Origin of the sequence: Pseudoalteromonas sp. c7(2019) (assembly GCF_011378625.1) — a bacterium.
Classification (GTDB): Bacteria; Pseudomonadota; Gammaproteobacteria; order Enterobacterales; family Alteromonadaceae; genus Pseudoalteromonas; species Pseudoalteromonas arctica.
Genome location: NZ_WTKS01000021.1, coordinates 18,307 through 41,063 on the forward strand (window position 1 = coordinate 18,307; position 22,757 = coordinate 41,063).

Genomic DNA, 22,757 nt, shown 5'->3' on the forward strand with positions numbered 1-22,757 from the left:
TACAAAAACTTAACATGAAGGCTGTAAGCTACAGCCTTTATCGTTACGTTAAAAACTCTAATAAACCGCGCTCAAAGCGACTAAGATACTTTGTTTTACGGGGTAATTTAAAATTGTCGCGCCAATGAGTTTGTTCTGATTCATTTTTCTTACAAAGCTCAATAACATCAGGGTGAATATAAGAATTACGCGCTATTGTTGGCGTATTCCCAAGCTTTGAAGACACTTCATCAAGCATTGTTTTTAATGTAATAGCGCCTTTTGCTTCGTACACTTCTTTAAAAGCAATCACACTTGCTCGCCATGTTCTAAAGTGTTTTGCGCTAAATTCTTCACCCATTATATTTTGAATATACTGATTGATTTCAGTAGAGGTAACGTTAGAGCGCTCCCCCTCTTCTATATATTGAAACAAGTGTTGCCCGGGTAAGTCCTGAAGTTCCTTAATAACACTACTCAATGCTTTATCCGTTATATTTACTTCCCTTTCTTTACCTGACTTTGCACGGTATTTTAATCTAATATTTTTACCTGTTAATTCTGCATGCCTTGATCTTAGGGTTGTCGCACCAAAACTTTTATTTTGTTTTACATTACGTTCATTCCCCACCCGTAGAGCACCTAAATCCATTAATCTAACAATGGCTGCTAAAGTACGTTCATAATCGAGCTCATCACCTTGCAATGCTTCCTTTAATTGAGCCCTAAGTAACGGTAGCTTATGTCCAAACACACTACAAGCTTGATACTTTTTAGCATCTTGTTGTTGTGTAAATAATGGATGATACCGGTACTGTTTTCGTCCTTTACTGTCGTAACCTGTTGCTAAAATATGCCCATTTTCTTCAGGGCAAAACCATACACTTTTATAAGCAGGCGGGAACGCGAGTGAATTTAAGCGCTCAATAACGGCCTTCTCTTTAATTATTTTTCCTATTGGGTCAAAATACTGCCAATGTTTGTTTTTTTGCTTTCGGGTAATTCCGGGCAAACTATCATCAACGTAAATCAATTCCATCATTCCTCCTCAAGCATTTAAAAGAGATATTGTTAACTCGCTTAAGCTTATATTTCAAAGCATAGAATGTACCACTTTAAAATAACCTTAAACTGAACGACTTTATTGATATATAATCAAAAATTGAGCAAAAACAAAAATACGATATATATAATGGTTATTATAACTACGCTTATATTCTCCCTTAATTGGGCATGCTGTTTAAAAGGAGCATTCAATGGCTTTTGATTATGGATCGATTGATCTTGGACTAAAAAACCCCTTCAAACTTGAAGGTAAAGTAACAGCTGTAAGAGGACTCATCGAGTCTATAGCGGGTATTAGTTTACTTGTTATTGCTGCGGGCTCAGTAAAAGAAGATACAACCGCTGGATGGATTTTAATGGTGTTTGGCATGCTTATTTTAGCATTCGGCATTCGCTCACTTTCAAGTGGTATTTATGCAACTCTTAAGTATTTTGTAGGCAGAAACCACCCTACTTCACTTGCTTATAACTACAGTAAATCACAAGCATCAACCGCCAAAGAAGAAGAAAAAGAAGTAGCCTACACCGCGCAATCACTCGAAGAAATGCTGGTTGGTCGTAAAAACAGTACGTTTAAAGAGCCTAATGGTTTTTTATCACGTTTACTTCACAGCTTAATCCCTAAGTTATTATTCCTACCTTATCCTATTCGTAATGTTGCTCAGCGCTTATTTGGCTCATGGGTAAGTACCCTTGTTGCACTTATTGCTTATGGCCTTGTGGCATTTGTATCTTTATCGGGTTTTACCGGTGAAGCAGGCGAATTAGCATTTCCTGTTTATAGTGCCATATTAATGTTCTACGTGCTTTTTTCGTGGCGCTCTACGGGTAAACCTATTTCTAGAAACGCTGAAAAAAATATTGAAGCACTTGGTACCGGTGCACTCGCTAAAATTATTTCTTTATCTTTTATCCTACCAATCGCTATTGGCCTTTCTATGTCATGGCTGATGAAAGAACAACACATTAGCAAACAAGAAATAGATGGCTGGATTGAGCAACTACCTAGTCTTCATGCTGGCATGTACTTAATTGCGATTATTGTATTAGCCACTCTGAGCTGCGCAATTGCTTTTATTATGATTAAAGCGCGTTTAAATGCAGTTACCCCTTCTGCTGAAGTATCAGAACTACGTGAAAACTGGCAAGAGTCTGTTCATCCTGACGAAATTTTTATAAACCTTGATAACTTAGTAATGGCTAACCGTCGTTATAAAGAAGTACCTAACAGAGTTTATCGCGAATTAGATCCTAAGCTTCAAGAACAAATTGAAGGTAAAGGCGGTTTTAAAGGTGAAATGATCCAAGAGATTCAACCTAAACTGCACTCAATAGACTTAGGTAAAAACTTTACGCTAGCACGGTTACTTGCTTTAGTAAGTGGTAACTTGCTTTATATTATAGCCTTAGCGTTTACTGTGTTTTTAGCGTATTCGTTTATTAATATTTATCATTACGTTGACGCTGCAAATATTAGTAGCTTTAAACAAGCATTTAATAACCAACATGTTATTCAATTTAGTGAGCTATTAATGACAAGCTTTCACTTATTGCTAATAGGTATACTTATTAAAGCATTTGCGCAATTGCTTACAAATACAGCTCATCTATTTTTTGCTGAAATGCAATTTGAATCACTACTAGTGTACTTTAAATGCGAAGGCACATTTACTGAGTCTAAAATATCAACAGGTACTGGTATTCACGATAGTACTCGCTCAGAAAATACTTTAGTACGCAGTAGCATAACGCCTTGGATTATTGTTTCTCGTGTTGTTTCTACTACGTTTGCAGCAACAGGTATGAAAAATCTTGAACATCCTCGCCATATTATGGAAATGCATAAAGACGAAGGACAATTACAAGCAATCAAAAAAGACGTTATCGCGTTCTTGAAAGACCGTGAATCTATCGCCTCAATCACCAGTGAGCGTGATTTAGGTAATGCGTCACAAATACATCAATTAAACCAGCAAACGCGTGCTATACCTACTCAGCAAGCGATAGCTAAAGATGACGAAGAAGCTGCCGGGTATTTAAGACAAGAAGAAAACTTATCTCCCGAGCCAAAGGGTTAATTAACTTAAACTCTGGATTATTAGTATTAATGCCACCTTGTAAATTAGGTGGCATTTTTTTATCCTTTATTAACCTCTATTCAATACCTTTTAACTTTACTACCTTTTTTATACTCAACAACATGATTAATATTGGATTAGTCCACAAAGCCCTTGCTTTATGTGCCAAAACACAAATAATGAAGTATTAATCACAGGGTAAGAATGAGGACAATGAGCTATATACTAACCACCCAATGTGCTGACGACGTAGGCTTAATAGCTAAAATCACAGGGCTTTGTCATAAAAATAATTTAAATATTACGCGTAACAACGAGTTTGTAGATAAAGACGCACAGCGATTTTTTATGCGCACAGAGCTTACAGGCGAGCCACAAAGCGACTTTTTAGATCAACTACGCGCACTGTTGCCACAAGGCGCTAAACTTGCCCTACATTGCGGTGCAAAAACTAAAGTAGTTTTACTTGCAACTAAAGAAGCCCATTGTTTAGGTGGTATGTTGCTAAAGCAATTTGAACAAACTCTTAATATTGAAGTATTAGCCGTTATTGCTAACTACGCTGATTTAGAGCCTTTAGCAAAAGGGTTTGATGTGCCGTTTCATGTTGTATCGCACGAAGGACTAACTCGTAGCGAGCACGATCAAAAAGTAGGTGATTTAATTGCCAGCTACAACCCTGACATTATTGGCCTTGCCAAATACATGCGTATTTTAAGTCCTGAATTTGTGGGTCGCTTTGAAGGCAAAATAATTAATATTCATCATTCATTTTTACCCGCATTTATTGGTGCTAAACCTTATCATCAAGCATTTGAGCGCGGCGTAAAAATTATTGGTGCTACCGCTCATTTTGTGAATAATGAGCTTGATGAAGGCCCTATTATTTTGCAGGATGTAACAAGCGTTACACATGCTAATACCGCCGGAATGATGGCTAAAATGGGTAAAGATGTAGAGAAAACAGTGTTTTGTAAAGCACTCCAACTTGCATCAGAGCATAAGCTATTTATTAATGGTAATAAAACTGTAGTGTTTTCTTAGCATTGTACCAATTCGCTTAATTAAGTAGTTTATTTTGAGGTAATAAAACAGTGTTGATAACAAGGTATGCATTTTGTTATTAACCTGAATTCTGATTAACTATTCTACACATAAAAATATGCCAGCATTGTTGCTGGCATTTTTTTGCTCATAAAAAAGCAAGTGACTTTTTAAATGTAAATTATGCCTGCTCTATTGGCTCGAGTTTTAATTTAGCGGCAATTAAAACGGCTTGGGTACGATTGTACACGCCGAGTTTTCTAAATATGGCTGTAATGTGTGCTTTTACTGTTGCTTCTGATATGTGCAGTTCATAAGCAATTTGCTTATTAAGTAAACCTTCGTGCAGATATTGCAGCACTCGGTATTGTTGAGGTGTTAATGAGGCAACTTGCGCTGCTATTTCTCTATCTTCACCTTCAATTTCAGCTACTTTGTTTTTTAGCTCTTTTGGTAGCCATGTATCGCCTTCAAGTATTTGGTTAATTGCACTGGCAATATCATCAGACGATGACGATTTAGGAATAAAACCCATAGCGCCGTAACCCATTACTTTAGAAACTATATTAGCGTCTTCACTACCCGAAACAACGGCAATAGGTAAGCTTGGGTATTCTTCTCTAATACGAATAAGACCATATAAATCACCATTACCTGGCATGTGAAGGTCTAGCAGTAATATATCAAGATCCTCTTGCTCGCTTAACACTTGCAGTGTGCTGTCAAAATCGGATGATTCAAAAACCTCTAAACCTTCAAATTTTGCGCTCAATGCGCCCTTTAGTGCTTCACGAAATAACGGATGGTCGTCCGCTATTAAAAACTGACTCATGGTTCACTCCTAATAAATTCGGCTGCCAGTTAGGTATAAAACCATTACTGACAGCCGATATACTACGTTTAGAATCAACTTGTAATCAAGTTTTTAACGCACATTTAACGATTTAATCTGTTCTCGATTAGTTCATCAACTACAGATGGATCTGCAAGCGTTGACGTATCACCGAGTTGTTGGTGCTCATTTGCAGCGATTTTACGTAAAATACGACGCATAATCTTGCCTGAGCGCGTTTTAGGTAAACCCGGTGACCATTGAATCATATCTGGTGATGCTATTGGGCTAAGCTCTTTACGAACCCAGTTACGTACCTCTTTGGTTAACTCATCGCTTACTGTTACACCTTCGTTAGGCGTAATATAAACATAAATACCTTGGCCTTTAATATCATGCGGGTAACCCACTACTGCAGCTTCGGCTACTGCTTCGTGCGCAACTAAAGCACTTTCAATTTCGGCAGTACCTAAGCGATGGCCTGATACGTTAAGTACATCGTCCACACGTCCTGTGATCCAGTAATAACCATCTTCATCACGACGACAACCATCACCTGTAAAGTAAACACCTGGGTAGGCGCTAAAATAAGTTTGTTCAAAACGTTCATGGTCGTTGTAAACAGTTCGCGCTTGTGATGGCCAGCTATCTAAAATAACTAAATTACCGTCCACAGCACCTTCAAGGTTATTCCCCTCAGCATCAAATAATGCTGGCGCAATACCAAAAAATGGATGGGTTGCAGAGCCAGGCTTTGTATCAGTTGCACCCGGTAAAGGCGTAATCATTATGCCACCGGTTTCTGTTTGCCACCACGTATCAACAATCGGACAATTAGATTTACCAATACTCTCGTAATACCACGTCCATGCTTCTGGATTTATTGGCTCACCAACCGAGCCTAAAATACGTAAACTATCGCGATTTGACGAAGCTGTTGGCTCATCACCTTTCGCCATTAGCGCACGAATTGCTGTAGGCGCAGTATATAAAATAGTTACACCGTGTTTATCAACAATTTCGCCCATACGTCCTGCAGTTGGATAAGTTGGTACACCTTCAAATAATACTTGCGTACAACCGTTTACTAATGGCCCGTATGCAATGTAACTGTGACCTGTGATCCAACCTACATCGGCACTACACCAATACACATCGTCTTCTTTTAAATCAAATACGTATTCATGTGTCATTGATGAGTAAACTAAGTAGCCACCAGTAGTATGCACAACCCCCTTCGGCTGACCTGTTGAACCTGATGTATATAAAATAAACAATGGATCTTCAGCGTTCATTGGCTCTGGTTCACACTTTGCTGGTAAATCAGCAACTAGGTCATGCCACCATATATCGTGCTCATTCCAATCAACTTCACCGCCGGTTAATTGGTGCACAATAACGTGCTCAATTGAGGTTACAGATTCTTGCGCTACCGCTTCATCTACATTTGCTTTTAATGGAACACAATTACCTGCTCTGCGCCCTTCATCCGAAGTAATAACAATTTTGGCACCCGAATCTCGAATACGATCTGCAATCGCAGAAGGTGAAAAGCCACCAAATACAACCGAATGAATAGCACCAATACGTGCACAAGCCTGCATTGCATAAACAGCTTGAGGCGTCATAGGCATATAAATCGCTACACGATCACCTTTTTGAACACCTAGCTTTTTTAAACCATTGGCAAACTTAGCCACTTCATCATGCAATTGTTGATAAGTAATATTCTCACTTTGAGATGGGCTGTCACCTTCCCAAATAAGCGCAGTTTTGTCTGCTTTGGTTTTTAAGTGACGATCGATACAATTGTACGAAGCATTAAGGTAGCCATCCTCATACCATTTAATATTTATATGGCCTTTGTCGAATGATGTGTTTTTAACTTTTGTATAAGGGGTAGACCAATCAAGACGTTTGCCATGCTCACGCCAAAAACTTTCTGGGTCATCAATAGATTGCTTGTAAAGCGTATTATATTTATTTTTATCTACAAGAGTCGCATCTTTAATATGCGCAGGAACTGGATAGATACTTTGTGACATCTTAGTCTCCATTTAAATTACTTGCCTTAAGCTTTTATCAAGGATTACTCAGCAGTGCTACATTAAGTATTAGACCTTAGTTGTACACCCCTTCAATTTCCTCATTTGTAGTTTATAATCCTTCTGCTTTCAATTTTTTTACATAAATAATACAACGCGTTAAATGTAAGTAAATACAAACTAATCTGCTCTCAAACCTTAGTCTTATAGACCAATAGGTAATTGAGTAAATATTGCACATATTCAACAGTGTTCTCGTACTCTAATAAAGATATTTTGTTGTACTTACTAAAATGCTTTATTTAACGAATGAAAATAGAAAGTGAATTGAAAGCCAAATTAACAACCCTTTTTATTCGTAAGTAATACTCGTAGCAAGTAATACAAATATCTATGAAAAAAAAGTAATAAATAACAAGTAGCCTATAAAGGACACCACAATGAAATTTACCCCATTAAAAACATTGGCAGCAAGCGCTGTACTATGTGCACTATCAAGTACTGCATACGCGGCAACTGCTGCAAAAATTGGTGATACCGAATTTACTTACGGTGGATACATTAAACTCGACTCTATGTGGAGTGATTATTCAGCGGGTGCGCCTGCAGGCTCAAACGTAGGTCGTGACTTTTACGTACCAAGTACGCTAACAGTTGGCGACGATAACAGCTCAGATGCTGTGTTTGATATGCATGCTCGCGAGTCACGCTTTAACTTTGGCACAGCCACTGTTATGGATAACGGTAAGACCGTTAACACTAAAATTGAGATTGATTTTTTAGCCTCAGCTGCTGGCGGCAATGAACGTGTATCAAACTCTTATGCTCCACGTATTCGCCATGCGTTTGTGACATACGACGGTTGGTTATTTGGTCAAACATGGTCTAACTTTCAAAACGTGGGTGCCCTTGCTGAAACGCTTGATTTTGTAGGCCCAGCTGAAGGCACTATATTTGTTCGCCAATCGCAAATTAAATATACCACTGGCGCATGGTCTTTCTCATTAGAAAACCCAGAAAGTACAATTTCTACTACTAGCGGTATGGTAGTAACTGATGATGCATCATTGCCTGACTTTACAGCTCGTTACACACACAAAGCTGATTGGGGTAACATTGTTGTTGCAGCGCTTGCTCGCCAACTTACCTATAAGGTAGGCAGTGTTGATGCAGATGAAACATCTTTTGGTATTAGTGCGTCGGGTAAAATAAACCTTGGTGAAGACAACCTTAAATTTATGCTTACTCAAGGTAAAGGCTTAGGCCGTTACGTAGGCTTAAACGTTGCTCACGGCGCAGTACTTAATGGCGATGAACTAGATGCCATTGATTCGACTTCTGGTTTTGTTGCTTACCAGCACAAGTGGACAAGCCAATGGCGTTCAACATTCTTATACTCTTTCTTCTCTGCTGATAACAACACTGATTTATTAGCTATTTCTGGTGATCCGACTGAATCAAGCCAAAGCTATAGCGCTAACATTTTATATTCCCCTGTTAAACGCCTAACATTTGGAGCTGAGCTAAAACATGCTGAGCGTGAAACTGAAAGTGGCGTAGATGGCGATTTAGATCGTTTACAATTCTCTGTTAAATACTCTTTTTAATAACTAAAAAGCTAACTACTTTAAAAAAGCGGCCTAGGCCGCTTTTTTATAAGGGATATTAAGTTCTATATAATTCATCAATTCGTACCCATAATCTCTTTATGTGACGCTAAAATCCAACAAAATAGAATAATAATAGGTAAAAACACACAACCTAATTGCAAATCGATATCATTTAGATTAAGTTACGCACTTCTTTTTGAACTAACTGGAAAAACTTATGTCGTCCCCTCAAGTTTTGCGTTTATCTAAATTAAGCTTTGCTACTTCTTTAATTCTATCTGGTTATGCACTTGCTGATGAAGCAACTGTAAAAGATGAACCTCTCGAAAAAATTGCGGTATATGGTCAACATCACAAAAACTACATAACAGAAGAAGCGCAATCAGCTACCAAACTAGGTTTAACAATTAAAGAAACACCACAGTCAATCTCGGTAGTATCACGCGCATTAATGGACGACTTTTCACTAGACGATATAAACTCAGTACTTGAAAGCACCCCCGGCGTAACAGTAGAGCAAATAGAAACAGATCGTACTTACTTTAAAGCTCGTGGCTTTGAAATTACTAACTTTCAAGTTGATGGCTTAGGTATTCCACAAAGCTCTGGATCTATTCAAGGCAGCCTTGATACTTCAATTTATGACCGTGTAGAAATAGTTCGTGGCGCTAATGGCTTAATGACCGGTGCCGGTAATCCTTCTGCAACTGTAAATATGGTTTTAAAGAAACCAACTTACACAACACAAGCAAATGCATCAGCCTCGTATGGCTCATGGAATAAAAAACGTTTAGATTTAGATGTATCTACGCCAATAAATGAAGAACACGCCGTACGTGCTGTATTTACAAAGCAAAAAGCTGATTCATACCTAGATCGCTACGAAACAGATAAAACAATTATTTATTTAGCCTACGAAGGCAAATTAACAGACAGCACATTATTAAGCGTTAACTACGTTAACCAACAAAAAGATGCTGATAGCCCACTTTGGGGGGCACTACCTCTTTATTACACCGACGGCTCACCAACTAACTATGACGAATCAACCAGTACTGCTGCTGATTGGTCTTACTGGGATAACAGTGCAGAGCAAGTATATGTAACGCTTGAACAAAACTTATCAGCAACATGGGTGGCTAGAGCACGCTATGCTCACATCGAAAACAAGCAAAACTCAGAGCTGTTCTACGTATACGGTACCCCTGATAAAGATACTGAACTTGGTTTAACAGGTTATGCTAGCCGTTATGATTACGAAGATAAGCATGACTTATTTGATTTATACGCCAGTGGTAAGTTTGATTTATTTAATCAAGAGCACGACCTATCATTTGGTGTTAGCCAAGCTAAAATGGATTACAACGAGCAGTCTCTTTACGATTACACTACAGGCAATGGTTTTCCAGATATGCCATCACTTAAAACGTGGGATGGTGTAGTACCAAAGGCAACACTTGCTGATGGCGTAAATGGTAGTGATATTACTAACGAGCAAAAATCAGCTTACATATCTACTCGCATTAAATTAAGTGAGCCTTTAAGTGTGCTCGCTGGCGTGCGTTATACCGATTGGGAAACAAAAGGCACAGCCTATGGCGTTGCTCAAACTCGAAGTGACTCTGAGCTAATACCGTACATTGGTACAGTGTACGACTTTAACGAATCTCTATCGGCTTATGCAAGCTATACAGAAACATTTGTACCGCAAAAAGAACTAGACATAAATGCCAATCAACTACCTGCTGTTACTGGCAAAAGTAGCGAAATAGGTGTCAAAGCACAGCTTCTAGACGACCAGTTATTTGTAACGTTTGCTTATTTTGATGCAAAACAAGATGGCCTTGCTGTTGCTATAGCTAACTCATTACCAAGTGATACGCGTTATTATGCAGCTGATGGCATTAGTAGTAATGGTTTTGAAGTAGAGTTAAGTGGTAAATTTACAGATGATTTAAGTGCAAGTATTAGCTTTAGTAATTTAAATATTGATGGTGATGATTTAGTAAAAGATTACACACCAGAAAACCAACTTAAAGTGGCCGCAACCTACCAAGTTCCTTTAGTTGATGGCTTATCATTTGGTGCAAACTATCGCTGGCAGGATTCAACTAGCCGAGTTCAAGTTAAAGATGCTAATGGTATTGCAAGTGTTACTACCAACCAAGATGCATACGGGTTACTTGATTTAATGGCCACTTACAAAATTACAGATAACGTAGGAGTCACTTTCAACGTTAATAACACCACAGGTGAAAAATATTTGCACAGCCTATACTGGGAACAAGGTTACTACGGTGCACCGCGTAACTACGCTCTATCTGTAAATTGGCAGTTATAAATATATTTGATTAATTAAAGGCTGTAGATTTTTGCGGTTAAATTAAAAAACGACACATTTTTAATGTGTCGTTTTTATTTTTATCTAACCTAAACTCTGGTTAAGAGATTTACTAACGTATTGAATCATAGTGGTATTTAAATTTATTTTCTCTAGCCAGAGATTTTCAGTGGAAACAAGGCGAATTTACGCGTCAATAGCTGGCCTATTGTAAGTAAATTCAACGCAGTTAGCGCTGAAAATAGCTGCTCGAGATAGATTTATTATCCAGAGCTCAGGTTATCTACTTTAAGTTTTTAATAACAAAAAAACGCTAATCATTACTGATTAACGCTTTTTAAAGCTCGGGTCAAATCAAGCTTAAAAACTCATTTTGAGGCTGTTAAAGATCAGCGTCATCGCCCAACTTATCTTCACCATCATCTGGTTCAATAGTTGCTTTTAATAAAAGCATTTCGCGTAACTTGCCTTCAATCTCATCTGCAATTTCTGGGTTTTCTTTCAAAAACTTAATTGAGTTAGATTTACCTTGGCCAACCTTGTTGCCACAGTAGCTATACCAAGCACCTGCTTTTTCAACAATTTTATGCTTAACGCCTAGGTCAATTAGCTCGCCTTGCTTAGAAATACCTTCACCATACATGATGATAAATTCAGCTTGTTTAAACGGCGGCGCTACTTTGTTTTTAACAATTTTAACGCGAGTTTCGTTACCAACAACTTCATCGCCTTCTTTAACAGAACCAATACGACGAATATCAATACGTACCGATGCGTAAAACTTAAGTGCATTACCACCCGTTGTTGTTTCTGGGTTACCAAACATAACACCAATTTTCATACGGATTTGGTTAATGAAAATACATAACGTGTTAGAGCGTTTAATGTTACCAGTAAGCTTGCGTAATGCTTGCGACATTAAACGTGCTTGTAAGCCCATGTGCGAGTCGCCCATGTCGCCTTCAATTTCAGCTTTTGGTGTAAGTGCAGCAACCGAGTCAATTACAACAACGTCTACCGCGCTTGAGCGCACTAACATGTCACAAATTTCTAATGCTTGCTCACCGGTATCTGGTTGCGATACAAAAAGCTCATCAATGTTAACACCAAGCTTTTGTGCATAAACTGGATCTAGAGCATGCTCAGCATCAATAAAGGCACATGTTTTGCCTTCTTTTTGTGCTTCTGCGATAACTTGTAAAGTAAGCGTTGTTTTACCAGATGACTCAGGTCCGTATACTTCAACAATACGTCCCATAGGTAAACCACCTATGCCTAAAGCAATATCAATACCTAATGAGCCTGTAGATACAGATTCAATGTTTAACGCTTTGTTATCACCCAATTTCATAATTGAGCCTTTACCAAATTGACGTTCAATTTGTGATAGTGCAGCGTCCAACGCTTTTTGTTTGTTATCGTTCATTTTATTCTCCAAATCCAGCTAATGGAATCAAGTATACTGTATGAAATCACAGTATCAAGCTAATTTTTTTATTTTATCTCATCTATTACACTTTTCAATGCAAATACAATAGCTTGCAGTCTAACTTGAGCCCTATCGCCAGAGAATACTTGTTTAAAGGTCAGTACTTTGTCATTAATTTGTATGCCAAACCACACAAGTCCCACAGGTTTGCCATCAGTTGCCCCGCCAGGTCCTGCAATACCCGATACAGCTATAGATATATTTGCGTTTGTTGCCTTAATTGCACCTAGTGCCATTTCACGTACTGTCTGCTCGCTCACAGCACCAAATTGCGCTAATGTACTGGCACTTACATTTAGTAAGTCTTGCTTTGCTTGGTTGCTGTAAGTCACAAATGCGCGGTCAATATAAGCCGAGCTTCCGGGCGTATCTGTAAGGGCATAACTCACTCCGCCACCAGTACATGACTCAGCACTAGTGATCCATAAGCATTTATCCGTTAAAATAGCGCCTAATTGCGCAGCAAGTGTTTTAATCTCTTGATGTAATTCCATATTCAGCCTTTGGGTAAATACATGTCGTTTGATCTTTATGCACCACACACTATAAAACAACAAACCCCTATGATGCAGCAGTATCTAAAAATAAAATCAGAGCATCGCGATATTTTATTGTTTTATCGTATGGGCGATTTTTACGAACTCTTTTTTGATGACGCTAAACGCGCCGCTCAATTACTCGATATTTCGCAAACACATCGCGGTAAAGCCGGTGGCGATCCTATCCCTATGGCGGGCGTGCCTTATCATGCAGTAGAAAACTACCTAGCACGCTTAGTTCAAATGGGTGAGTCAGTGGCTATCTGCGAACAAGTGGGCGACCCTGCAACTAGTAAAGGTCCTGTCGATCGTAAAGTTGTTCGTATAGTTACACCTGGTACAATTTCTGACGAAGCGCTTTTACAAGAACGACAAGACAACCTTCTTACCAGCGTTTGGCAAAGTAAAAAAGGTCTATACGGTATCGCGTACCTTGATATTAACTCTGGTCGCTTTAACGTTGTAGAGGTTAACACCGACGAAGCCTTTAGCTCAACTATTCAGCGCTTAGCTCCGGCAGAACTTCTGTATAGCGAAAGCTTTGAAAACTTTCATTTAATTGAGCATATAAAAGGTGCCCGCCGCCGCCCAGAGTGGGAGTTCGACTTAGATACGGCCGAGCACTTATTATGCGATCAGTTTGGTACTAAAGATTTAGTAGGTTTTGGTGTTGATAAAGCCCACAGCGCGCTTGTTGCTGCCGGTTGCCTGATGCAATACGTAAAAGATACACAGCGTATTGCACTGCCACATATTCGTGCAATTACACTTGAGCACAACGAACACGCTGTTATTTTAGATGCCGCTACTCGTAAAAATTTAGAACTTACCGTTAATTTATCAGGCGGGTTTGAAAATACACTTGCCCAAGTACTTGATAAAACAGCAACACCTATGGGCTCTCGTTTACTTAAGCGCCGTATTCATACACCTGTACGTAATAAAGACGAGCTAAATTCTCGCTTAAATGCAATTAGCGCTATTTTAGATGTACAACTGTGCGGCGAATTACACGAATCATTAAAAGAGATTGGTGATGTAGAGCGAGTTATTGCACGCCTAGCTTTATGCACAGCTCGCCCGCGCGATTTAACTCGCCTTCGCAGCGCATTACAAGCACTTGCGCCACTACACACTTTGTTAGGTGATGCTAACGATCCTCGTATAGCGGGTATTATCAAGCACTCACCTGAGCTCCCTGATTTACAAGAGTTATTAGAACGTGCAGTGATAGAAAACCCACCGGTACTTATTCGTGACGGTGGCGTTATTGCCCCTGGTTACAACAGCGAACTAGATGAGTGGCGTAACTTAAGTAAAGGTGCAACCGACGTACTTGATCAACTAGAGTTACGTGAACGCGAACGCACGGGTATTAGTACGCTTAAAATTGGCTATAACCGCGTACATGGCTTTTTTATTGAAGTAAGCCGTGCCAATGCTCACTTAGTGCCAGCCGACTACATTCGTCGCCAAACGCTTAAAAATAACGAACGCTATATTATTCCTGAGCTTAAAGAACACGAAGATAAAGTACTTGGTAGCCAATCAAAAGCACTCGCACTTGAAAAGCAACTATACGAAGAGTTGTTTAGATTTATCGCTCCACATATTGAACAGTTGCAAATGATGGCAGCAGCACTGGCCGATTTAGACGTGTTAAATAACTTGGCCGAACGTGCATTTGCACTCAATTATGCAAAACCAGAACTGTGCGATAACGACAATATAAGCATTAAGCAAGGTCGTCACCCTGTTGTTGAACAAGTAATGAAAGAACCGTTTATTGCTAACCCTGTTGAATTAAACAGCCAACGTAAAATGTTGATTATTACGGGTCCAAACATGGGCGGTAAATCAACCTATATGCGCCAAACAGCACTTATTGTACTAATGGCTCACATTGGCAGTTATGTACCTGCAGACAGCGCTAAAATTGGCAATATCGATCGCATATTTACACGTATTGGTGCTAGCGATGATTTAGCATCAGGTCGCTCAACCTTCATGGTAGAAATGACCGAAACAGCCACTATTTTAAATAACGCCACGGCGCAGTCTTTAGTGTTAATGGATGAAATTGGTCGTGGTACAAGTACCTATGATGGGCTCTCGCTTGCGTATGCAACAGCCGATCATTTAGCGTCAAAAATATCAGCTAAAACATTGTTTGCAACGCACTACTTTGAGTTAACAGAACTTGCTGAACAAACAACAGGTCTGGTAAACGTGCACCTTGATGCAATAGAGCATAACGATACAATCGCCTTTATGCATACAGTACTTGATGGCGCAGCAAGTAAGAGCTTTGGCTTACAGGTAGCTGCTCTTGCGGGTGTGCCAAAAGCTGTTATTGCACAAGCAAAGCAAAAACTTAAGTTACTTGAAAATCATCAAAGCGTTACTGCACCAAATACAGAGCAACAAGCCTTTACTTTTAATAATGAAGTTGCACAAAATACACCTTCTGAAGTAGAAGAGCAGTTAAGCGCTATCGACCCTGATAATTTATCGCCACGCCAAGCGCACGATTTATTATATAAACTAAAAGCATTGTTGTAATTTATATCATCTAATTTACAAGCATAAAAAAAGCCGAAGAATAAATTCTTCGGCTTTTTAACACACATAGTCTCTTAAACTATTTAACCAGTTACGAAAACTATTTAACCAGTTACGAAAACTGATTAAACAAGCTATCTGTACTTAAACCTTCTTGTTGCAAAATGTCTTTTAAACGACGTAATGCCTCTACCTGAATTTGTCTTACACGCTCACGTGTTAAGCCTATTTCACGACCTACATCTTCAAGTGTAGATGGCTCGTAGCCAAGTAATCCAAATCGACGTGCTAACACTTCGCGTTGTTTAGGGTTCAATTCACCTAACCAATCTACAATGTGTTTATTAATATCATTATTTTGTACTTCGCCTTCAGGGCCTGCACTTTTTTCATCTGGGATGATATCAAGCAGTACACTGTCGTTTTCACCACCAATCGGCATATCAACCGATGCTATTCTCTCGTTTAAACGTAGCATTTTAGTTACGTCTTCAACGGGTCTGTCTAGGCAAGCTGCAATTTCGTCAGCTGTTGGTTCATGGTCAAGTTTTTGAGTTAATTCACGCGCTGTACGCAGGTAAACATTAAGCTCTTTAACAACATGTATTGGTAGGCGGATGGTGCGAGTTTGATTCATAATGGCACGTTCAATTGTTTGACGTATCCACCATGTAGCGTAAGTAGAAAATCTAAAGCCACGTTCAGGGTCAAATTTTTCAACGGCGCGGATTAAGCCTAAGTTACCTTCTTCAATTAAATCGAGTAGAGCAAGGCCACGGTTATTGTAACGGCGTGCTATTTTAACAACTAAACGTAAGTTACTTTCAATCATACGTTTGCGTGAGGCTTCACAACCTCGAAGTGATTTACGAGAAAAAAACACTTCTTCTTCTGCGCTAAGCAAAGGAGAAAAACCAATTTCGCCTAAATAAAGTTGGGTTGCGTCAAGATTTTTAGTTACTTCTTCTTTTGCAAAGATTTCATCGTCTTCTACTTTTTCTAGCAACGCTGTACTTTCATCAGCATCAATATTATCGAATTTTTCGTCAGTCGTAGTATGTTTGTCAAGTTTTGCTGCGCTAGCCATAAGCCTTCTCCCGAGCAATTATCAATACCTGAAAATTAGGGTAGGTATTTAGCAGGATTGACAGCTTGCCCTCGGTAGCGAATTTCAAAGCGAAGCGCGGTGACCGGAGATTCTGAATTACCAATTTCTGCTATTTTTTGTCCTGCCTTAACCTTCTGCTTTTCTTTAACAAGTAATTTTGAGTTATGTGCATAAGCACTTAGGTAATCATCATTATGTTTCAATATGATTAAACTACCATAACCTCGTAGAGCGTTACCCGCGTACACCACTGTTCCTTGTGCCGCGGCTAAGACTGAAGCCCCTTTGCGATTAGTAATCTGTAAACCTTTATAACCGTTTTCCTTATTAGAAAAGCGTTTGGTAATTTTGCCCTTTGCAGGCCAAAACCACTTAACTTTACTGCTCGACAAACGTTTAGTATTACTAACTTTGTTACTGGCTTGTTTCTGAACATACTCTCGTTGTTTTGGAGGATCAAGCTCTTTCTTTAATATAATGTTATTTTTTTGTGTTTTTTTTGTAGACTTTTTACTCGAATTCGTATATTTTTCATCCCTTTTTATTTTTTTTGGCTTAGGGATTAAGGATATATTTTGTCCAGGAAAAATAGTGTAAGGTGATGGAATTGAATTGTTTTTTGCAAGTAATCTAAAATCTTGACCGGCACTAAAGGCGATAGAATAAAGGGTATCTCCTCTTTGTACTTTATAGTTGCTTCCATTAATGTTAATAGTATGACCTAAATCGTTAACATTATTATTTAGACTGCTAACAGGCGCAGGAACATGGCGAGAAGAGCAACCAGAAAGAAAAACACCAACAAATATAGTCATATACAGTAAAAACTGTTTATTCATTGTATTTTTCTCCCAAATTAGACAATTGATATTTTTAACGCTTAACGCAATAAAAAGTACGCTAGCGCAATTAATACCACTAATCCCCAACCAAGTATTTCAATATATTGACGTAATTTTGCTTCCATTTTAGCCCCGCCCCACTTCATTAAGGCTGAAACTAAAAAGAATCGCGCACCACGTCCAATCGCCGATGCGAGTAAAAATGGCAAAAATGCCATTTGTAAAACACCTGCGCCAATGGTAAATACTTTATATGGTATAGGCGAAAAACCAGCTAAAAACACAACCCAAACACCGTAATCTTTAAACCAATTTAATGCGATATCAAACTTTTCTTGCCAGTGCATTTGTGCAATCAATGGCTCAACAACGGGTTCAAATAGCCAAAACCCAAGCAAGTAACCAACTACTCCACCAACAACCGATGCTATTGTGGCAAAGCTTGCAAAACGCCATGCTTTTTTGGGTTGCGCAAGCGACATAGGTGCAAGCATTACATCGGGCGGTATTGGAAAAAAAACTGACTCTGCAAAGCTCATTGCAGCTAAATAACGTTCCGCATGGCGGTGCTTTGCCCACACTAGGGCCATATCGTATAACTTGGTAAACAACTTCAAAATGAATTCCTATTCAATATCGCCAGGTACTAACGGCACAAATCTAACGGGAGCAATAACATGCTCTTTATAATTATCGCCTTCGCGGATAACCATTACTAATTTTTGATCGCTCTCACCAATGGGCGCTAATAACACGCCTCCATCGGCTAACTGAGCAAGTAAGTCTTGTGGAACTTTAGAGGCCGCAGCAGTCACTATAATACCATCAAAAGGTGCTTGTGATTGCCAGCCTTGCCAACCATCACCATGCTTCATGGTTACATTATATAAATCGAGTTGCTGCAATCGACGCTTTGCCTGCCACTGAAGCGTTTTAATACGCTCTACCGAATAAACTTTTGTAAACGTTTTGGCTAATATTGCAGTTTGATATCCAGAGCCAGTACCAATTTCCAGCACTTTATTGCGCACACCAGCTAAGCGAAGTAGCTCTGTCATGCGCGCTACTATATAAGGCTGGGAAATAGTTTGCCCTTGCCCAATAGGTAGCGCCGTATTTTCATAAGCTTTGTGTTTTAGCACATCGTCTACGAATATGTGTCGCGGAATATCAGCTATAGCACTCAGTACTTGTGTATCTTCAACGCCTTCGCGCTTTAGTAAGTCAGATAGCGCTTTTGCACTGCGGGTATAATTAGCGAGCACGATTAATCTCCAAATCGGCTAACCAGTCTCCTACAGCTTTTAGGCTGTCTTTGGCTGTCATATCAACACTTAATGGCGTAACAGAGGCATAACCGTTATTGATTGCGTAAAAGTCGGTACCCTCACCTGCATCGCTTTCTATGCCCAGCGATCCATACCAATAAATATCTCGACCCCAAGGATCGGTTTGTTTGGTCATGGTTTCTGCTTTATGACGAGCACCTAAACGAGTTACTTGCACCCCTTTTAATTCACTTAATGGAATATCTGGCACATTTATATTTATTATTTGATCTTTTGGAAGCGGATGCGAAGCCAAACCTTTAATAATATTTACGGTAACAGCAGCGGCTGTTTCAAAATGCTCACCTTTATGTGAGCAAAGCGATACCGCAATTGCAGGTAAGCCTAAATGGCGACCTTCAGTTGCAGCTGCAACAGTGCCAGAGTAAAGCGTATCATCGCCTAAATTGGCACCATGGTTAATACCAGCAACAACAAGGTCTGGTTTTTCATCAGCTAACTGATTTACACCTAAATGTACACAATCAGTAGGTGTGCCATTAACCGACATAAAACCATTCTCGAGTGTAGTCGCTCGTAGCGGGTTCATTAGTGTTAAAGAATTACTCGCGCCACTACAGTTGCGATCAGGTGCAACAAGGGTTACCTCTGCAATTTGTATAAGCGCCTGATATAAAACCGCAATGCCTTTAGCATTTACGCCATCATCGTTACTTAACAGTATCTTCATTTATGTCATTATCCTTTTCTTTACGCTCTCGAGGGCTAGCATCTTTATAATCCACCAGCTCACGTAATAATGCAGTTGCAAAACACCCTTTTGGCAAACCAAAACTCAGTTTTAAACTGGTTTCATCTATGGTCTCAACCGTTAAGTTTTGCGGAATTAAACGCAGCATCCTGCGCTCATTTTTAAGACCTAGCTCACCTAAGCCATCGCACCATGTTTGGAAAGGTTCAAGCCATATTTTTTCTTGTTCGGTCAAACCTTTTTCGCTTTTCCCCACCATAGGTGCCGACATCATAATATCGCCAGTGGCTAATCGTTCTATGTTTTCGTCGTTAATTGCATCTTCAAAAAATGCATTACTGCCGCTGAGCATAAATACTTCACGGTGCATTGTTTTAGCTAAACCATGCTCTTTAACACGTAAATTTACTATTTGATTAAACACATGAGAACGCGCTGCTGAAATAATAATGCCGCGCAGTTTTTTATCGCGAATGCGCTCCCCTGCAAACATTTTTTCAGCCATTACTAAGTTATGACCGCCATGCCCAAAGCGCTGTTCGCCAAAATAATTAGGCACACCTGCGCGTACAGCATTAATACGGCATAAAATATCAAGGGGCTTGGTTACATTACGAAGCGTAATAGTAAATCTATTACCTTTGTGGCAGCCCGTGCGTAATTTACGGTCGTGGCGCTGTTGCGACACAATAAAAATACTCTCGCTATTTAAATCGCTAAAATCGATAGGCTTTTTAATCGGTACTTTTACACTAAACCACTGTGAGCACACTCCGTGGCGATCTTTCATGCCGGCGTAACTTACGTCTCGCGGTGAAACACCCGCACGTTGTGCAATTAGCTTTGCAACGTATTGCGTATTTTCGCCTTTTTTAACCACCTGCAAACACACGTGTTCGCCACTGCCGGTAAATTCTATACCTAGGTCTTCATCAACCATAAAGTCTTCAGCAGTGGTTTTAAAATCAGCTTTAGAAAGCGGTGCACCGTATAAATAATTTAAATCGCTCATGCGTTTTTTGTACTCGCAAGCTCTTTACTCATAATAACCACCGCATGGCTAGAAATGCCTTCCCTGCGCCCTTCAAAGCCTAGCTTTTCGGTAGTAGTGGCTTTAACGTTAATTTGGCTAAGGTCACAATTTAAATCGCTGGCTAAATTAGCACGCATAGCTTGAATGTGTGGCAGCATTTTTGGCGCCTGTGCAACAATAGTCACATCGCCATTGCCAATTACATAACCTTGCTCTTTAGCTAAGCTCACCACATGGCGAAGTAAAATACGGCTGTCGATATTTTCATACTCGCTAGCCGTATCGGGAAAGTGCTTACCAATATCACCCATTGCAAGCGAGCCTAAAATAGCATCACATAATGCATGAATAGCGACATCGCCATCTGAGTGCGCTAAAAAGCCTTGTGGATAATCAATTTTTTCACCACAAATAGTTAACGGGCCTTCGCCGCCAAATTTATGTACGTCAAAACCATGGCCAATTCGTATCATAATGCACTCTCGTTTTGTTGTTTATGTAATAAAAACCCAGCCAAGTCTAAATCCTCTGGCGTGGTTATTTTAATATTATCGCTGCGACCTGCTACAAGCTTAACCGGTTTACCCGCCCACTCAATTGCACTGGCTTCATCGGTAATAGTAGCCCCGTTTGCTAATGCGTTTTGCAATGCATTTTTAAGCTCGTCATATTTAAAAAACTGCGGGGTAAGTGCTTGCCATAAATCGTCTCGTGGCACAGTTTGTAGGGCATGAGTGTGGCCGCGTTTTATGGTGTCTTTTACTTTGCTAGCTAAAATACCGCCTTCATCAGCGCGTATACATTCATCAATTAAACGTTCTATATCACTAATATTAACTAGCGGACGCGCAGCATCGTGCACCAACACCCATGTAGGCGGGTTAGGTGCTAAAAAAAGTAAGCTATTAAGTACTGAATCTGCACGCTCTTTACCGCCACTGGCGCGAACAATGCGCTTATCAAGTGTTGGGAGTTCGTCAAAATAGGGGTCGCTGTCGCTAAGGGCAACAACAATAGTGCGTAATTGAGGTAATTGAGAAAGTTTAGCTAAGGTGTGTTCTAAAATGGTTTTACCGGCTAATTGTATATATTGCTTAGGCGCATTGTGCTGCATTCTACTGCCAACGCCCGCAGCAGGTACAATTGCTGCAATAGTCTGTTTATTTGTCATATTGTTTGCCCGGTAAAACACGAATAAATGTTTCGTCCGGTTTAATCATTCCCAATTCGTTGCGTGCACGCTCTTCAATGCCTTCTTGGCCAAGCTTTAAGTCTTCAATATCTGCTTTAAGTACTTTATTACGTTTAATGAGCTTTTCGTTGGTTTCTTGATGCGACGCTACAGCACCTTTTAGCCGTGTGTAGTCTTGTAAACCATTATGACCAAACCATAATCTGTATTGTACAAACAGTGCTAAGCACAGTAAGCCAACTTGAAAAATACGCATTTAACACTCCTTATTTTAAATTCCAAATACCTTAACTTTAATACGCTAAGGGGCGCTTTAAATTGCGCCAATTAATACTACCCGCTAAAAGCATTTCGCGTAGTGATAAAACCCGTGGCATACAACGCTTCGAAAATTGCCACTGATGCCCGCAACATGCAGCGGTTAAACTCACTTTACTTGGCTTTATTAACTGAGCATTTTGCTGCTCTAGCCCATTTCCTAAAAAATCAAACCAACCAAGCTCGTTACAATGCAGCTTATTTTCGCCTAACTGATCGATACTGTCTATTCTAAGACGCACCTGATCGTAGCCATGTAATATAACGGGCACTATAAGCCCCACTTTGGCATACGTTTGATAAAAAAGTTCATTAGCTTGAACATTCACATCGGGTGGGGTCGGTTTTTGCTTTTCAAGCCACGTACCATTTTGCGCGTCCAGCGTAAAAGGCGTGTCACCATTGGCAACTAACGTTGCAGCTCGCTCAATATAATAAGGTAGGCTTTTTAACTGACGGCGCAGTTTATCGGCATTAGGCTCTGCAACTAATCGCTGAACCTCACGCTGATAAAACGCATTGCACAATTGTGCATACAACACTTTTTGTGCATCAGTTTGCCAAATTTCAACTTGCTGCTGAGCACCAAGTAACTGATTTTTAGCGACCAAAAGCTGTACTCAAAAATATTCAGATAAAT

At 39.7% G+C, this 22,757-nt stretch carries 20 protein-coding genes; 5 read left to right on the plus strand and 15 right to left on the minus strand.

The window, feature by feature from the left end:
• Window positions 1-43 precede the first annotated feature (43 nt).
• Window positions 44-1,018 carry a DNA topoisomerase IB gene (locus GQR38_RS18260; RefSeq protein WP_165722860.1) on the minus strand — a complete coding sequence of 325 codons (975 nt, stop codon included), beginning with the start codon at window positions 1,016-1,018 and terminating at the stop codon, window positions 44-46.
• 217 nt (window positions 1,019-1,235) lie between these two features.
• On the opposite strand from GQR38_RS18260, the gene GQR38_RS18265 reads away from it, so the two are divergent.
• Window positions 1,236-3,122, plus strand: coding sequence for a hypothetical protein (locus GQR38_RS18265; RefSeq protein WP_165722861.1), 1,887 nt, complete (start codon window positions 1,236-1,238; stop codon window positions 3,120-3,122).
• 213 nt (window positions 3,123-3,335) lie between these two features.
• Window positions 3,336-4,166, plus strand: coding sequence for a formyltetrahydrofolate deformylase (purU, locus tag GQR38_RS18270; protein ID WP_165722862.1), 831 nt, complete (start codon window positions 3,336-3,338; stop codon window positions 4,164-4,166).
• 181 nt (window positions 4,167-4,347) lie between these two features.
• Here the strand turns inward: purU and GQR38_RS18275 are convergent, their stop codons facing one another.
• A complete protein-coding gene (locus GQR38_RS18275) occupies window positions 4,348-4,998 on the minus strand; it encodes a response regulator transcription factor (RefSeq protein WP_007584799.1) in 651 nt (216 codons plus the stop codon).
• Window positions 4,999-5,102: 104 nt separating this feature from the next.
• Window positions 5,103-7,043, minus strand: coding sequence for an acetate--CoA ligase (gene acs / locus GQR38_RS18280; protein ID WP_007584798.1), 1,941 nt, complete (start codon window positions 7,041-7,043; stop codon window positions 5,103-5,105).
• Between the two features lie 440 nt (window positions 7,044-7,483).
• On the opposite strand from acs, the gene GQR38_RS18285 reads away from it, so the two are divergent.
• Complete coding sequence (locus GQR38_RS18285; protein ID WP_010554447.1) at window positions 7,484-8,650, plus strand: DcaP family trimeric outer membrane transporter; 1,167 nt, start codon at window positions 7,484-7,486, stop codon at window positions 8,648-8,650.
• A gap of 220 nt (window positions 8,651-8,870) precedes the next feature.
• Window positions 8,871-10,994, plus strand: a complete 2,124-nt coding sequence (locus GQR38_RS18290; protein ID WP_165722863.1) for a TonB-dependent siderophore receptor — start codon at window positions 8,871-8,873, stop codon at window positions 10,992-10,994.
• 382 nt (window positions 10,995-11,376) lie between these two features.
• Here GQR38_RS18290 and recA read toward each other — a convergent pair whose 3' ends face one another.
• The gene (recA, locus tag GQR38_RS18295) at window positions 11,377-12,420 is read right to left on the minus strand and encodes a recombinase RecA (RefSeq protein WP_024591486.1); all 1,044 of its coding nucleotides are present in this window, start codon (window positions 12,418-12,420) and stop codon (window positions 11,377-11,379) included.
• A 68-nt stretch (window positions 12,421-12,488) separates the two neighbouring features.
• Window positions 12,489-12,977 carry a nicotinamide-nucleotide amidohydrolase family protein gene (locus GQR38_RS18300; RefSeq protein WP_165722864.1) on the minus strand — a complete coding sequence of 163 codons (489 nt, stop codon included), beginning with the start codon at window positions 12,975-12,977 and terminating at the stop codon, window positions 12,489-12,491.
• A gap of 21 nt (window positions 12,978-12,998) precedes the next feature.
• Here GQR38_RS18300 and mutS point away from each other — a divergent pair, with 21 nt between their 5' ends.
• On the plus strand, window positions 12,999-15,584 hold the full coding sequence (gene mutS / locus GQR38_RS18305) for a DNA mismatch repair protein MutS (protein ID WP_007584788.1): 2,586 nt from the start codon (window positions 12,999-13,001) through the stop codon (window positions 15,582-15,584).
• A gap of 112 nt (window positions 15,585-15,696) precedes the next feature.
• On the opposite strand, the gene rpoS is transcribed toward mutS, so the two are convergent.
• The 10 genes from rpoS to GQR38_RS18355 are packed head-to-tail and all read right to left on the minus strand — an operon-like array spanning window position 15,697 to window position 22,728.
• Entirely contained in the window at window positions 15,697-16,671 is a 975-nt protein-coding gene (gene rpoS, locus GQR38_RS18310; RefSeq protein WP_010554443.1) for an RNA polymerase sigma factor RpoS, read from the minus strand.
• Between the two features lie 35 nt (window positions 16,672-16,706).
• Window positions 16,707-17,531 carry a peptidoglycan DD-metalloendopeptidase family protein gene (locus GQR38_RS18315; RefSeq protein WP_165722865.1) on the minus strand — a complete coding sequence of 275 codons (825 nt, stop codon included), beginning with the start codon at window positions 17,529-17,531 and terminating at the stop codon, window positions 16,707-16,709.
• 41 nt (window positions 17,532-17,572) lie between these two features.
• Window positions 17,573-18,151 carry a YqaA family protein gene (locus tag GQR38_RS18320; RefSeq protein WP_007584782.1) on the minus strand — a complete coding sequence of 193 codons (579 nt, stop codon included), beginning with the start codon at window positions 18,149-18,151 and terminating at the stop codon, window positions 17,573-17,575.
• 9 nt (window positions 18,152-18,160) lie between these two features.
• The gene (locus tag GQR38_RS18325) at window positions 18,161-18,799 is read right to left on the minus strand and encodes a protein-L-isoaspartate(D-aspartate) O-methyltransferase (protein ID WP_007584780.1); all 639 of its coding nucleotides are present in this window, start codon (window positions 18,797-18,799) and stop codon (window positions 18,161-18,163) included.
• Complete coding sequence (surE, locus tag GQR38_RS18330) at window positions 18,789-19,553, minus strand: 5'/3'-nucleotidase SurE (RefSeq protein ID WP_165722866.1); 765 nt, start codon at window positions 19,551-19,553, stop codon at window positions 18,789-18,791. The genes GQR38_RS18325 and surE overlap by 11 nt, the downstream gene beginning before the upstream one ends.
• Entirely contained in the window at window positions 19,534-20,586 is a 1,053-nt protein-coding gene (locus GQR38_RS18335) for a tRNA pseudouridine(13) synthase TruD (RefSeq protein WP_024591481.1), read from the minus strand. The genes surE and GQR38_RS18335 overlap by 20 nt, the downstream gene beginning before the upstream one ends.
• The gene (ispF, locus tag GQR38_RS18340; protein WP_010554441.1) at window positions 20,583-21,080 is read right to left on the minus strand and encodes a 2-C-methyl-D-erythritol 2,4-cyclodiphosphate synthase; all 498 of its coding nucleotides are present in this window, start codon (window positions 21,078-21,080) and stop codon (window positions 20,583-20,585) included. Before ispF ends, GQR38_RS18335 begins: the two co-directional genes overlap by 4 nt.
• Window positions 21,077-21,778, minus strand: a complete 702-nt coding sequence (gene ispD / locus GQR38_RS18345; RefSeq protein ID WP_165722867.1) for a 2-C-methyl-D-erythritol 4-phosphate cytidylyltransferase — start codon at window positions 21,776-21,778, stop codon at window positions 21,077-21,079. Before ispD ends, ispF begins: the two co-directional genes overlap by 4 nt.
• A complete protein-coding gene (gene ftsB, locus GQR38_RS18350) occupies window positions 21,768-22,055 on the minus strand; it encodes a cell division protein FtsB (RefSeq protein WP_007584772.1) in 288 nt (95 codons plus the stop codon). Before ftsB ends, ispD begins: the two co-directional genes overlap by 11 nt.
• A gap of 37 nt (window positions 22,056-22,092) precedes the next feature.
• The gene (locus GQR38_RS18355; protein WP_165722868.1) at window positions 22,093-22,728 is read right to left on the minus strand and encodes a hypothetical protein; all 636 of its coding nucleotides are present in this window, start codon (window positions 22,726-22,728) and stop codon (window positions 22,093-22,095) included.
• Window positions 22,729-22,757: the final 29 nt, after the last annotated feature.